This window comes from Alteromonas sp. ABV4_150, from assembly GCF_056311745.1.
In genome coordinates, this window is record NZ_CM149971.1 from 2,494,505 (window position 1) to 2,508,158 (window position 13,654).

Here is a 13,654-nt window from a genome sequence, read left to right on the forward strand (position 1 = left end):
CTTCAAAATGGGAAGTATTACCTTAAAGCAAGTAACAAAGAGCTTCGGCGACGTTAACGTGATTAAGCCGCTGGACTTAGAAATTAGAGATGGTGAATTTATCGTGTTTGTTGGGCCGTCGGGTTGCGGCAAGTCAACCTTACTGCGTATGATTGCCGGCCTTGAAGATACCACAAGCGGTACTATCGAAATCGATAATCAAGACGCGACAGACATGCCGCCCGCCCAGCGTGGTTTAGCAATGGTGTTTCAGTCTTACGCCCTTTACCCTCATATGTCGGTACGTAACAACATTGCTTTTCCGCTAAAGCAGGCGAAAGTAGAGCCTGCAATTATTGAACAGAAAATTGAAAAAGCGGCGAAAATGCTAAACCTTACCGATTACCTTGACCGTAAACCGGGTCAGCTATCGGGCGGGCAGCGCCAGCGTGTTGCTATCGGACGTGCTATAGTACGCCAGCCTTCAGCGTTCTTATTTGATGAACCACTGTCGAACTTAGATGCGTCACTTCGCGTGAACATGCGCCTTGAAATATCTGAGCTACATAAGAGTTTAGATACCACCATGATTTATGTTACCCACGACCAAGTTGAAGCCATGACAATGGCCGACCGTATTGCGGTATTTAATGGCGGTATTATCGAACAAGTGGGCACGCCTTTAGAGCTTTATCAAAAGCCAGTAAATCAGTTCGTGGCAGGCTTTATCGGTTCGCCAAAAATGAATTTTATAAGCGTTGATGCAAAAGCGGGAGACCCGACATGCAGCTTAGGAGTGCGCCCAGAGCACTTTAGAATTACCAGCGATAAAGGGCTGTGGACTGGAAGAGTTGGCGTGATTGAGCACTTGGGGTCTGAAACCTTTTTGCATGTTCATGTTGAAGGAGCCGGTACATTAACAGTGAAAGCTGATGGGGATTGTAAAGTCGCTTACGGAGACACAATTAACCTAACGGCTGCCGAGGAAAAAATTATGCACTTCGACAAAGATGGCGTAACCATCCCGGAGCTATCTTGGGGTGAGCAAGCATCGTCTTCGGCGGCTTAACGAGATAATGGAGAGTTGAACGCAAGGGCTTTGTGGGTACAACACAAGTCCACTATTTGATGGTGAACAACCACTAATAATGTACTTGGTTATACAAAAGCCCTTAATGTTCAACGCTAGGGAAAGACAAAAATAGCACGTTTTAAAACGAGATTTAGTCAGTAATCGTAGCAAGGTATTAAAGGCATATTTGTTAACGATGAGTGGAGTAAGCAAGGAATTATTATGGAGCAGAAAAAGCCAACAGCAACAAACGCCGATATAGAGTTGGTTATTTTTGACTGTGATGGAGTACTTATTGACAGTGAGATTTTGTGCAAGCGCGTGCTTATATCTATGCTGCATGACCTTGGCGTAAAAATAGATGGCGATTACTTTGATAGGCACTTTCTAGGTAAAAGTTATGACTCTGCAAAAGCCCAAATAGCCGAAGATTTTGAAATCAGCCTTCCCTTAGCGTTTAGGGATGATTATTTCACAGCACTATTGGCTGTGTTTGCCGAAGAGCTAAGCCCCACACCTGGCTTAGAGGCTATCTTACAGCGCCTTTTAATTAAAAAGTGTATTGCGACCAGTAGCCATCTTGAACGGGTATCCTTTTCTTTAAAAACAACGGCGTTAGATCTGGATTTTAATGGGTATGTAACCACTAGCGCAGAGGTAACAAGGGGTAAACCAGCACCCGATATTTTTCTTCTTGCTGCTGAAAAAATGCGGGTTCCACCTGAGAAGTGTTTAGTGATAGAAGATTCCGATGCAGGCATTGAAGGAGCGTTAAGTGCCGGAATGTCGGTAGTGAAATACACGGGGGCAAGCCATTTAGAAAAGGGGCAGCCTAATACGTTTGAAGGAGTTCCCGCGATAGCGCACTGGCAAGAATTACCCGAACTTTATCCAAGATTGTTTACCGTTTAACTTAGCCTCTTTATGTAATACGTTAAAAGTAAAGTTTGTTTCAAAGCTTATTTCCACTCTTCACTCGTTTCCCACTGCTTTATCCAACCTGGCAGGGAGTCGGCATGCATAGGGCGGGCTATACCAAACCCCTGTGCGAGCTCACAATTCAATGCTAACAGTGATGTTCCGTGAGCAATGCTTTCTACACCTTCAGCGATAACACTGCGATTGAATGAATTGGCCAAGGCTATTACACCGATAACAATCGTTTTATCTTCCAAGTCTTCTAACATATCGCGAACGAATGACTGATCAATTTTAATCACTTCGGCGGGCAGGCGTCGCAAGTAAGTTAAAGAGGAGTAACCCGTTCCAAAATCATCAATGGCAAAAGTAACGCCAAGCTTTACACAGTCCTCCATAATCTCAGACACTTTTTTAATATTAGATAGCTTGCTGGTTTCGAGCACTTCCAGTTGTATTGCTTTAGGCGGTGTCTCGGGTACTTTTGAAAGTAAATGTGCTAAACGAACTGGAAAGTTTCTTTGTTGTATCTGCAATGCAGAGATATTCACACTAATTTTTATGTCTATGCCTAATTGTTTCCATTGATAATGCTGCCGCAATGACTCTTCGATAACCCATTCGCCAACTTCAATACTAAGTGGATGATTTTCGATAAACGGTAAAAACTCTGCAGGAGAAAGAAGGCCACGGATTGGGTGTCGCCAGCGTATCAGTGCTTCTACGCCAACTATTTCCCCACTACGCATATTCACTTTGGGTTGGTAGTAAAGTTCAAACTCATCGGTTTTAAGCGCGTTGCCAATACTCTTTATCACTTCATGACGGGTTTTGATAGCATCCTCTGATTCAATATCAAAAAGGTGAAAACAGTTTTTACCTTTCTGTTTTGCCAAGTACATGGCTTGGTCTGCATGTCTAATCAGCTGTTCAGCGTCTGTATCGTCATTAGGGTAAACCGTTACCCCAATGCTTGCTGAAACTTTAAGTTCGTTTTCACCATACTTAACTGGTGTTGAGGCTGCTTCAAGCATGCTCTTTACAATAGGAACAAAATCTTGAGCTCGTTTTAGGTTGGTGAGTACAGCTACAAATTCATCTCCACCAAAACGGGAAACGGTGTCTCCCGCGTTTAGCTTGTTTTTGAAGCGATGAGCCAAAGTAATAAGCAATTCGTCCCCCACACTGTGTCCGAAACTATCGTTTATATTCTTGAACCCGTCTAAATCAAGCATTGCCACCGCGGCATAATTTCTATTTGTCTTACATTGTGTAAGGGCGCTATCTAAACGTTCAGCGAGTAGCGTGCGGTTAGGCAGATTTGTTAAGACATCGTAGTGAGCCATCTGCTCGAGACGATATTGCTGTTCTTTTGTTTCAGAAATATCGCTAAAAATAGCGATATAGTTTTTGATGGTGCCGTTGTCATCTCTTACTGCACTGACGGTTAACAGTTGTGCGTATATTTCATGGTTTTTTCGTCTGTTCCAGATCTCCCCAGCCCAATAACCTTCATTGATAATTGACTTCCATAGGTTCTCGTAAAATTCCGAAGACTGCTTTCCAGATTTAAACATGCTGGGCTTATTGCCCAGTACTTCGCTTCGCGAGTAGCCGGTTATCTCTTCAAAGGTTTTGTTTACGTCGATAATTTTGGCGTCTTCATCTGTAATGAAAATGCCTTCTCTTGCGTGAAAAAAGACGCTCGCTGAAAGTTTTAATTTATCTTCTAAACGTTTGTTGACTGTAACGTCTTGAACCAAAGATACAACGCTAATTACTTTACCAGTAAAATCTATAATAGGTGTGCTGTACCATTCGCAGGTGACGGTTTCAAGAAGGCGAGTAATGTTGTTGTTCACCTTACGGACAGTCTTTTTGCCTTCAACAAGCAATTCGAAGACACTGTCTATTTCGTGTCGCAATTCTAGAGGGACAACTAGTTCAGATGCATGCTTGCCAATAGCTTCGTCTTTACTGTACCCAAAAATTGTCTCAGCCGACTTATTCCAATCGGTACAAATAAAGTCAGTGTCCCAAGTTACACAACCCAAAGGTGTGTTTTCTATGTGACTGGCTAAGATGTCTCGACTTTCCTGCAACGAATTCTGGCTATCTATAAGTTTTTTTTCTGCATCCAGTCGCGTTCTTGCCATCTGTAAAAAGCGCTGCTGCAACTTTTTGAGTTCAATACTGCCCTTCATTGATGAATCATTGACTTCCTTACCTTCGGCAAGTGCTTTGGTTGACTGCAAAAGGTTTTTTATGGGTAGTAAAACATTTCTTCGTATTAGCCATACTGAAACACCGATGAAGAATAAGACGATGAACGTCAGTATAAGAGTAGTTGTCATTAACCTAGCATCAATAGCTTCGAACGTGAGTTTCAGAGGAATACCAATCGTAATGTTGATATGCTTTCCATCGTCAAATAGAGGATGTGTCACATAAACTCGTTGGTAAGGGTCTCTGCTCAGAAAAAGATTACTATCTGCTTTTGTACTTAAATATTCGCTTTTATTTCTTTGAACCGCTAATGAAGTGCCTATCAGTTCTTGTCTAGCGGGGAATGCTGCCACAATTTTGTTATCGCTATCGGTTATATAGGCAACCGTATTTTCAGGCAGATAGGATTCAGAGAGTATTTCACTCCACCAGTCGAGGGAAATAACAGCTACAGCTACGCCTACTAAATTCCCCTGATCTAGATTGATGACGGGATAGGCAAAATTAACACTGGTTAAATTGGTCGCTCGGTCTATTTGGAATTCGCTGATTGAAAATTTTCGAGTAGCGATTGCCTGTTGTATATAAGGGCGATCGTAAACATTTATTGATCGCTTCAACTTCCGAGCATTACACAATAACTCACCATCTGTCTTAGGAACGCCTAAATTAACATAGTTACTGTTTACTTTGAGTACATTAGCAAGGAACCGACTGCACCGCGGTGAACTAGGTTGTTGCACTGCGTCGAATTGGGCTAAATTTTTTAGAAAATGTCGCGTCTCCTCTACAAGATTGGCCTGAATCTTCGAGTGAGCTTTTGCAGTGTTCACTGCTCGGCTAAGGGCGGACTTTATTGCCTGCTCTCTTTCTACATATGCATCGTAAAAAATGCCAACGAAGCCGGGTATAGCAATCATCAGAATAAGAATGATGATTCTAGCCTGAAGTGTCTGAAGGATTTGTGACATGGTATCTCGTTTAAATCCATTTAAGCTTAAGTAGTTTGGCAAAAATCAGTGTTTTTTGATACTCACAACCTTCCAAGAAAACTGAACGTGCGATTAAGTAATAACAGTTATATCCAGTATAGTAAAAACTTATGAAACAATTGCTAAAGATAAAATGCTCGGTTTAGGTCAAGTGATATGCAAATCTTGGAGGTAATGATCTCTTCGCCTCCAAAAATAACAGTATGAACTATAACTATTTAGAAAGTGTTGATGATAACTGGAAGGTGATCATCCACCATGATTAAAAAACCTGTGAAAAGTAAAAGGCTAGTAACTAAATCAAGCAAAGCCTCTAATGAGGCCTTGCTACACATTACAATGTTTAAAGTATGAGGCGGCTGTTACTTTCAGGTGCTTACTTATAAAAATAAGGGCCAACCCAACTGTAGCTTTCACCGTTTATCTCAACTTTGTGTTTTGCGCTTTTATTATTATCGCTGTTAGCAATGATTAATAGCTGTGTACCGCCTTTTACGTCGGTAATACGCACGCCTGTGTACGCATCGCTATCTAAAACCACCTTAAGGTTTTTGATACTACTTCTTGAGTTAATCGACGATTCACTTACTGGGCTGTATGAACCATGGGGTTCTACCACAGAAACAAACAAAGTGTCTTGGGTGTCATTTCGTCTAAGCGTAAAAGCTGCATCACGGCGCAAGTTGAAGTCTGGATCGTTTGCGCCAATGCGAGTCAAATACACCTCGTCTTTAGCGTTGGTAACCGTAGTCAGCGTGTAATACTTGCCATGCTGGAGCCATTGGAACTTGGTGTTGCCGTCACTTGCGTTACCTTTGCCCTCTACAAATAAATGTTGATAGCCATTTTCATCACCAAATGGTGATAACGTGGTAGGTGACTCGTGAGTAAAGCTCTTATCAATTATCTGACCCATGTAATAGAAGGGGAGGTCGTATTGATTTTTCTTGTTAGAATCAACGCGTAAAATGTCTAGTACAAACGGCTTTTCAAAGTTTTCGTCTTTAATCACAGCCATAGTGCGGTGCATTAACGTACCTGGGTAGGCATTTTCTTCTGTTGCACTAACCACCTTTACGTTGTCATCTTCTGCGTTAAAAGTGAAAAGCTCAGAGTGATGTTGGCTGGCAATCTCGTACTTCCCATCAAAATGCTTTTTGCCATTTATTGATAGGGTATTATGCGCAATTGTTGTTTTAGCCCAGGTCGTGTTTTCTTTTAGATAGTTACCACCGCCTTTTTGACCGATATTAACAAAGCGAGCTAGCCCATAATCTTGCAAGACTTCCTCACCTTTTTCATATAAAGAGAACGACAACTTATCGTAGTGACCGTGACTTAAACCCTGAGCGGCATATTTAAAAACCAGGGTTAGGTCTTCATTGCCATAACGCAAAATGCCTACCCCCCCTTGGTCACCGTTAGGGCCATCACTTAAATTCACGGAGGACTTTACAAAAGGTACCGCTTTGCCATCTCGAATATCAATAGCAGCTTCAAGCCCCGACTCTTGGAGAAGTACCTGTCCTTGCTTCTCTACCACGCTCAGCAAGCGAGGATCTTTCTCGCCATAAAAGTAGGCGAGGTCGACGGCAGTTACCAAAGAGGCTTTCTGATAAGACATGCCCTTTTGAGCATCGTTAAGCGGGAAGAATTCGCCATCGGCGTCAGACAAATTAAGAAGCGCATCGATACCTTTTAACAACACATTGTCTTTGTGCTGTAGCACTTTTAAGTCTGGTCGATTGTTCTCCATCGCCAGTGCGAGTATTAGGAAAGGATACATTGCATAGCGCTGATAGTAAGGGCCTTCGGTATAGTAGCCATCAGGAGAGAAGGGCTCTTCTAAATTAGCGAAAAAGCCCTTACGTTGACCCTCTACTTTAATAGTGCCGCCATCGTTGTCTTTACCGCCCACTTCTAAGCCATCGTCTTCGATACCATAAAGCGCCCGTTGAATAAGCTCTTCATCGTTCATAACAAGGCCAATCATACCAACGGCAGCAATGCCCCAAGTACTGTGGTTATGTACGCGGTTAAAAAATTGAGGGTTTTCTAATGAAATGAAATCAGCAAACGGACGGAATAAATTGTCCTCCAGTGTTTTGCGTTCATCTGCAGATAAGTAGTCGTAAATAGCATCATAAGCTTGGCTCATGTAAACCAGCCAATTGCTGTCGTTTAGGCATTGCCAGAATAATTTACCCCGCGAATATGAGCGCTCTTGCGGGTGAAGGGGTAAGTCTTTGTACATGGCTTCATATTGAAACAACATGTCACGAATATATTTGGCGTACTTTTCATCTTGTAACACTTGATAAAGAACGCCAGCTTTTTGCGCAATAAAGAAGTTTTGTTTATGGCGCTGGTGGGTGTAGCCACCTGAAAAGTCTTTTGGAATGGGCGTATCGATACCCATAGCAATTTCGGCATCTACTTCTTGCTTAACGGTTTCCAAGCTTTTATCAAACAGAGGAACTTCACCCAAGTTGTCTCTCATTCTTTCTACGCCAGGCTCGGTAAGAATAAGGTTAGGATGAGCTTTTGCTTCGCTAGCAAAAGACGACAGGCTGATACCAACAGCTAGCATGGTAAGGCTAAATTTCTTAATGTTCATTGTATTTATTTCCTTGTTGTCAATTAGCCATTAATGAAAACAGGCAACAACGGATGTAGGGGGAAAATGTTGTTATTTAAAAATGACAATTTGTAATAAACACAATAACAGAATAGAAGATGTGATGGGTAGGCCAATTTTAAACTTTGGTAAAAAATAAAATTTAAATTGGTAATGCCAGTTGGCTGGATATTACTATGCTGTGGGAGCTTTTTTTAATCAAGTGGAACGCTGTGAACGAGAAAATTGCGAAATAGCTCTATGCAAATAAGAATAACCTTGATGCCTTACACAAGGTGCAATTTGCTTAGTATTCCAAAAGCCAGAGCAGTAATAGGTAAAGACGCTAATGTGCTGACTGCGATAATACTTGCTGCTAAGCGATAGTCACCTCCTAAATTTCTCACCATGACATAGCTTGCTGCAGCAGTTGGTGAGATGGCTAATAAAAGAACAATACCCAGCTCCATCCCTTTAAAACCAAAAGCATAGGCAAGGGCAACCAATACAAAGGGGTAAACCACACATTTGCTGGTTGTGCTAAGCACGATATTAAACCAGTCACTGGAGAAAGAGCGGAACTGTAAGGACGCTCCGGTGCATATAAGTGCAAGTGGCAAGGTAAGTTGAGCGAAATACTCCCCTGTTTTCACGACGGTATCTGGAAGCTGCCATTCGAAGTATGAAAAAGGCAGGGCTGCGGCAATCGATAAGATCAACGGGTTTTTCGCCATGCCGGTAACTTGGCCCATTAATGAGCGTGACGTACCTTGGTAAAAGTTAAGAACAAATACAGACAGCACGTTAAATAATATGGTGATACAGCCCATATAGACCGAGGCTACAGCAAGCCCTTCTTGCCCATAGGTATTGGCACAGTAAGCTAAGCCGATAATGCCCATGTTGGCTCTAAAGCCGCCTTGAACTACCACTCCTCTGGCTTTATATGGCTGAACGGTAAAGTGAGCGCAAATCATTAAGGCGAGGAATACCGCAAGGGTTCCTGTAATTCCTACCATGACAAGGGTGGGGTTAGCGGCTTTAGAAAAGTCTGCTCGCGCTATCGATAAAAATAACAAGGCAGGGAGTGCCACGTTAAACACCAGTTTTGAGCCTGCTTCAATAAAGCCCTCATTAAGCCATTTAATTCGGAAAAATAGCCACCCCATTAATAAAAGAATAAGAACGGGAATGAGCGTGCTGGTAATAAAGCTAAGCATAAAAAGAAAGAGGCCTTTATATCTATTAAGAAGAGCGAGCGAAGCTGAGCTGACTGCAAGTGCTTAAGGCATAGTATGCCAAGGTTTTTCATGTGCGCATAAGACAAATTCTAAACTGATATAAGAAAAAGGATTAGATGCGGCTATTAGTGACTTAAATCTATTCACAAACCATTTGAATAAGCGTAACTTAATATCTTAATGGCTGGCGTTTGTTGTTATTGATATTGAGGTACGGCCTGCATTTAAATTTTTAGAACAAATAAAAGAGAATAAAGAATAGAAATATGAATGGTTTTCTTTTCTTCGTCAGTTTAATTCTCCTCGTAAGCTTGTCGATCGGGCCCGCTTTCGGAGTCTCTAAAAATACAGCGCCTGCACCAACAATGTTGCTCGTTAACAAGCATTTACAATTTTTTGAGGAAGACGGGAGTATCCTTACTGCAGAGGATATCGTCGATAAATATCAACAAAACACACTGAGCGCTAACGGTAGCGGCAAAGTAAGCTGGGGTTTTACTGATAAAACAATATGGGCTGTACTCCCTACCGAGCCCTATGCCTATGAACTTAACATTTCAAATAATGAAGTAGAAAATGCAGCAGATAGTGCATTTATCCCCCTAAAAATCAAAATTGATAATGCATGGCTTGATAAGATTGACGTGTTCTTTTTCGAAGGTGGTCAAAGAAAGCGTCACATAAGTCTAGGTGATGACAACGTCCATAGCAGTCGAGCTGAAAAAAACAGAATGCCCTCTACGTCTTTCCGGCTCACAACGCCCGAAACTTTAGTTGTGTTCCGGTTTGCGTCTGAAGACCCCATGACAATTCCTATTTACATGGGGACGCCAAGGGATGCACAAAACCAATCTACCGAAAATGCCTATTTTTATGGCGCGTTATACGGTTCACTTATTATTTTACTCGTTTATAACCTGGTTCTATATTCCTATCTAAAAGAACGCAGATACCTGCTTTATTCATTATATCTACTGTCGTTTTTGGTATTTAATTTCACATACACAGGGCATGGCTTTTGGTTGTTATGGTCAGAATCTGTGTTCCTTCAGCAATGGTTAATGCCCACACTGATGTTTTTCTATCTATTTAGTGCGGTAAGGTTCACCATCGAATTTTTAGATACTCAGCTTTACTTACCGAAGCTCTATCGTTTTAGAAAGTATATCTACGGCGTTTTGCTCATGTTAGCCGTGATAATTATCGCCGTTGGCAGTCGCTCATTTGCCGTAATGTCGCAGCTTGTTGTATTAACAACGATAGCGTTTTGGATGCTGTGCATCGGCATTTTGGCCTATAGAAATGGTGATGCGTTAGCCAAGTTTTTCTTGCCCGCTATTTTGTGTGGAACGGGGGGGGCGACCGTTTCAAGCCTAGCGACATGGGGGCTTATTCCCTACTCGAAATGGGCGTTTAGAGGCATTGAGATAGGCATGGTGCTGGAAATGTCACTGTTATCTATTTCGTTAGCATTCAATTACAAGCAAGTGCAAGAAGCTCGAAAAAATGCAGAGCGGGATGCGCGACTGGACCCGTTGACGTTACTCTATAATCGCCGTGCATTTGAAGATCTCGTTTATCCAATTTGGGAACTGGGAAAGCGCAGCAATAAATTTATGTCGGTAATGCTTATCGACCTAGACTGGTTCAAGAGAGTTAACGATACCTTCGGGCACGACGTGGGAGATAAAGTACTCCAAAAGGTAGCAGAAGAGATTAAGGGGCAAGTGCGCGGCTCAGATATTACCTTTCGCTGGGGGGGCGAAGAGTTTTTGGTATTTTTGCCCTACACTCGCACCGAATACGCCAAACAAATTGCTGAAAACTTACGTGTTCACCTATCAATGCATGATATTAACAAGCTGGTGAGAATCACGGTGAGTATTGGCGTAGCGGGCTCGTCTCCAGGTGATACAGACGTTATGGTGCTCATTAAAGAGGCCGACCAAGCGCTCTATTTAGCCAAATCTAGGGGAAGAAATAGGGTGGTGTTGTGGAATGAGGCTGAAATCGAACGCTAATTTGTAAATCCACGTTTCTCACGTATTATTCTGTTTTCGTTTCTTCAGAGTATCGTTTTCATGTACCAAGATTTTCAAGCAGAGTTGGCGTGGGCCAGCCTGCATATGCCGCGCACTCGTAAGGCTATCGACGCACTTCCCGATCTGTCTAACGTCAAGCTTGCCTGCAACATGCATTTAGATTTGAAAATGGCACCTTTGGTAGAGGGGCTGCTATCACGAGGCTGCAATATTTTTTTGACCACATGCAATCCTACTACGGTACAAGATGATGTTGTGTCTTACCTTGTTGATAAAGGCGCAATAGCGCATGCGTGGCGAGATATGAGCGACGCTGACTGGTCTGAGTCATTCGATAAAGCGCTGGCGTGGCAGCCTACCCATTTGTGTGAAATGGGCGCTGATCTGACAACTCGACTTCACGAAAATACAAAAGCAAACAAGCCTGTGCCAAATATAGTATCGGGCCTCAGAAGCAACGGGCTCTGGCATTAACCGTTTAAATGGTATGGCGCCAAACTATCCAATATTTAACTGGGATGACTTGCCAGTTAAAGAAGGGCTTCACAACAGGCACATGGTGGGTTTAAGCGCATGGCAAACTTTCTTTCAAACCACCCACTTAACCCTGCACGAAAAAGTAGTGGTTGTTATTGGTTATGGTTTGGTAGGGCAGGGCGTGGCAGCGTCGGCAAAGGCGTTTGGTGCACAGGTTCAAGTTGCAGAACTTGACCCAGCAAGAGCGCTGCAGGCGAAATACGACGGTTGGCCAGTGGTTGATCTAAATGAAGCGGCTAGCCAGGCTGATGTTATTGCCACTGCAACTGGTGCGTATGGCGTAGTGAATTCAAGCCATTTAGACAGCATGAAAGACGGGGCGTTTATTTTAAATGTAGGCCATGTAGCTCAAGAAATTGACGTGCCTTACCTTAAAAACAACGCTACCCATAGTGAGCCAATGCCTTATGTAAACGCTTATAAGCTGGGCAATAAAACACTGTATCTTCTCGCTGATGGTTCTATGTTTAACTTAACTGCGGGCTATGGCGACAGCATCAATGCGTTTGACGTAACCCTTGCCGTGATGGCTGCGGGCATCGGCTATATCGTGAATGAAGGAGCAACAAGCGAGAAAGGTTTGTACTTACTTCCAGAAGCTGCGTGGAAAAGTGCTCTTTAAAATTGAGTTGTAGTAAGCGAGTGTTCAGCAATAGTTACGCCATTTAACAGGCATCACTACCCTCGCTTATCTCGACTTTCCTACCCATTATTGTACAGTGTGCCCGTTTTAATAAATTTATAGTTAAGGCGGGCTGAACGCACTCCAATAGATTATCGGCCTTGCGCTAGTGTAGGGACAAAAAATGGGCAGAACAATAGGCACAAAAACACCACAACAGGCTTTAGATAGCCTCGTCAACATGATTGGCGACCTAACACCCATCCCACTTTCAGAATACAAAGCCCGAATTGCCAAGGCGCAGCATTACATGCAACAGCATGGCATTGGCGCGTTATATCTAAACGCGGGGACTAACTTAGCGTATTTTACAGGTATGCAATGGTACGCCAGCGAACGCTTAGTCGGCGCGGTTTTGCCTGCAAAAGGCGACCTTGTATATCTAGCTCCTACCTTTGAAATCGACTCTTTAAACGAACGCAAATTAGTGGAAGGCGACATTATCGGTTGGCAAGAACATGAAAGCCCATACACGCTTGCCATTTCTATGTTAAGCGAGCTGGATACAGCGGGTGGCAGCAAACTGGGTGTGGATGAGTCTACGCAATTTTTTATTGTAGATGGCTTTAATAAACTGCTTGAACAGCCGTGGCAAATTATCAATGGTGCTGAGGTTACTGCGCACTGTCGTATGCACAAATCGAACAATGAACTAGCGCTCATTCAGCGTGCAATGGACATGACCCTTGCTGTGCACAAAGCTACAGCCAGTATGCTTTATGAAGGCATTACCACGACAGAAGTTGAAGCATTTATTAACGATGCACATAAGAAAGTGGGGGCCACCGGTAACTATTTTTGCATTGTACTTTTTGGAAAAGCCACCTCGTTCCCCCACGGCGTTAAAGACCCTCAAGTACTAAAGAAGAACGACTTAGTATTGATTGATACTGGCTGTAAGGTGCACGGCTACCTCTCTGATATCACGAGAACCTATTGTTTTGGTGAGCCAACCGATAAGCAACGAGCATTATGGGAAAGCGAAAAGCGCGCACAGCTTGCGGCATTTAATGCCGCCAAAGTCGGTGTTCCTTGCGGCGAAGTGGATAAAGCCGCGCGAGACAGCTTAGCAAAAGATGGCTTAGGGCCAGATTATAATCTGCCAGGCTTACCCCATCGAACAGGGCATGGCATAGGTATGGATATTCACGAATGGCCGTATTTAGTAAAAGATAATCCTCACCCGCTAGCATCTGGCATGTGTTTCAGTAACGAGCCTATGATAGTGGTGCCGAACGAGTTCGGTATTCGCTTAGAAGATCACTTTTATATGACCGAAGATGGCCCGGTGTGGTTTACTGAGCCTAGTGAATCTATCGACTCTTTGTAAGTAAACTTAATTAAAGCT

9 protein-coding genes are annotated in these 13,654 nt (G+C 43.0%); 6 read left to right on the plus strand and 3 right to left on the minus strand.

What is annotated here, in order from left to right; translation table 11 throughout:
• Positions 1–7 precede the first annotated feature (7 nt).
• Together ACYX4M_RS10875 and ACYX4M_RS10880 are read left to right on the plus strand one after the other, a co-directional pair.
• Positions 8–1,048: an ABC transporter ATP-binding protein gene (locus ACYX4M_RS10875; RefSeq protein ID WP_476080115.1), complete on the plus strand. Its 1,041-nt coding sequence runs from the start codon at positions 8–10 to the stop codon at positions 1,046–1,048.
• Between the two features lie 225 nt (positions 1,049–1,273).
• Entirely contained in the window at positions 1,274–1,963 is a 690-nt protein-coding gene (locus tag ACYX4M_RS10880; RefSeq protein WP_476080116.1) for an HAD family hydrolase, read from the plus strand.
• Between the two features lie 47 nt (positions 1,964–2,010).
• On the opposite strand, the gene ACYX4M_RS10885 is transcribed toward ACYX4M_RS10880, so the two are convergent.
• From ACYX4M_RS10885 to ACYX4M_RS10895, 3 genes are all read right to left on the minus strand, one after another.
• Entirely contained in the window at positions 2,011–5,166 is a 3,156-nt protein-coding gene (locus ACYX4M_RS10885) for a bifunctional diguanylate cyclase/phosphodiesterase (protein ID WP_476080117.1), read from the minus strand.
• A gap of 397 nt (positions 5,167–5,563) precedes the next feature.
• Positions 5,564–7,804, minus strand: coding sequence for an alginate lyase family protein (locus ACYX4M_RS10890; RefSeq protein WP_476080118.1), 2,241 nt, complete (start codon positions 7,802–7,804; stop codon positions 5,564–5,566).
• A gap of 287 nt (positions 7,805–8,091) precedes the next feature.
• Positions 8,092–9,024 (minus strand): AEC family transporter, encoded by a 933-nt coding sequence (locus ACYX4M_RS10895; protein ID WP_476080119.1) that lies wholly within the window; start codon positions 9,022–9,024, stop codon positions 8,092–8,094.
• Between the two features lie 287 nt (positions 9,025–9,311).
• Between ACYX4M_RS10895 and ACYX4M_RS10900 the strand changes: the two genes are divergently transcribed.
• The 4 genes from ACYX4M_RS10900 to ACYX4M_RS10915 all read left to right on the plus strand — a co-directional run bounded on the left by ACYX4M_RS10900 (position 9,312) and on the right by ACYX4M_RS10915 (position 13,636).
• On the plus strand, positions 9,312–11,066 hold the full coding sequence (locus ACYX4M_RS10900; protein ID WP_476080120.1) for a sensor domain-containing diguanylate cyclase: 1,755 nt from the start codon (positions 9,312–9,314) through the stop codon (positions 11,064–11,066).
• 60 nt (positions 11,067–11,126) lie between these two features.
• A complete protein-coding gene (locus ACYX4M_RS10905; protein ID WP_476080121.1) occupies positions 11,127–11,561 on the plus strand; it encodes an adenosylhomocysteinase in 435 nt (144 codons plus the stop codon).
• A 13-nt stretch (positions 11,562–11,574) separates the two neighbouring features.
• The gene (locus ACYX4M_RS10910) at positions 11,575–12,246 is read left to right on the plus strand and encodes an adenosylhomocysteinase (protein ID WP_476080122.1); all 672 of its coding nucleotides are present in this window, start codon (positions 11,575–11,577) and stop codon (positions 12,244–12,246) included.
• A 184-nt stretch (positions 12,247–12,430) separates the two neighbouring features.
• Positions 12,431–13,636: a M24 family metallopeptidase gene (locus ACYX4M_RS10915; protein ID WP_476080123.1), complete on the plus strand. Its 1,206-nt coding sequence runs from the start codon at positions 12,431–12,433 to the stop codon at positions 13,634–13,636.
• The last annotated feature ends 18 nt before the right edge of the window (positions 13,637–13,654 follow it).

Excerpts from the sequence above, each read along its gene's own strand:
- ACYX4M_RS10875 (WP_476080115.1), top strand. The coding sequence starts at position 8 with ATGGGAAGTATTACCTTAAAGCAAGTAACAAAGAGCTTCGGCGACGTT.
- ACYX4M_RS10880 (WP_476080116.1), top strand. The coding sequence starts at position 1,274 with ATGGAGCAGAAAAAGCCAACAGCAACAAACGCCGATATAGAGTTGGTT.
- ACYX4M_RS10885 (WP_476080117.1), bottom strand. The coding sequence starts at position 5,166 with ATGTCACAAATCCTTCAGACACTTCAGGCTAGAATCATCATTCTTATT.
- ACYX4M_RS10890 (WP_476080118.1), bottom strand. The coding sequence starts at position 7,804 with ATGAACATTAAGAAATTTAGCCTTACCATGCTAGCTGTTGGTATCAGC.
- ACYX4M_RS10895 (WP_476080119.1), bottom strand. The coding sequence starts at position 9,024 with ATGCTTAGCTTTATTACCAGCACGCTCATTCCCGTTCTTATTCTTTTA.
- ACYX4M_RS10900 (WP_476080120.1), top strand. The coding sequence starts at position 9,312 with ATGAATGGTTTTCTTTTCTTCGTCAGTTTAATTCTCCTCGTAAGCTTG.
- ACYX4M_RS10905 (WP_476080121.1), top strand. The coding sequence starts at position 11,127 with ATGTACCAAGATTTTCAAGCAGAGTTGGCGTGGGCCAGCCTGCATATG.
- ACYX4M_RS10910 (WP_476080122.1), top strand. The coding sequence starts at position 11,575 with ATGGCGCCAAACTATCCAATATTTAACTGGGATGACTTGCCAGTTAAA.
- ACYX4M_RS10915 (WP_476080123.1), top strand. The coding sequence starts at position 12,431 with ATGGGCAGAACAATAGGCACAAAAACACCACAACAGGCTTTAGATAGC.